The 323-nt window shown below is 57.3% G+C and carries 1 protein-coding gene; it reads right to left on the reverse strand.

The annotated features are described in order from the left end of the window. The coding region (locus ACQXR1_RS22220) for an AMP-binding enzyme (RefSeq protein WP_430772885.1) at positions 1-323 on the reverse strand (323 nt) is incomplete at both ends.

Consider the following 323-nt stretch of genomic DNA (forward strand, 5'->3'; position numbering starts at 1 on the left):
AGGACGTCTTCCCACAGCTGGGCAAGCTTCATCTCGGTCACATTTCTTGGCGCTGTGTAGGTCTCTGCATCTGCCGCTCCGTTAGGAGCTGGCAGGGCGTTCCGGTCCAGCTTTCCGCTTGGCGTAACCGGCCACTGTTCCATCTCGATCATATGGGCTGGGATCATGTAGCCCGGCAGCCGTCTCTCAAGCTGCGCCCGCACTTCGTTTCTCGGGAGTCCTTCTATATAAGCGCATAATTCCGGCTCGCCGCTGTCTGTCCGTACGGTAACGGCCGCTTCCCTTATGCCTTCTATGCTTCTAAGCGCCGTTTCAATTTCTCC

Source organism: Bacillus sp. ATD (genome assembly GCF_050585765.1).
GTDB lineage: Bacteria > Bacillota > Bacilli > Bacillales > Bacillaceae > Bacillus > Bacillus stercoris.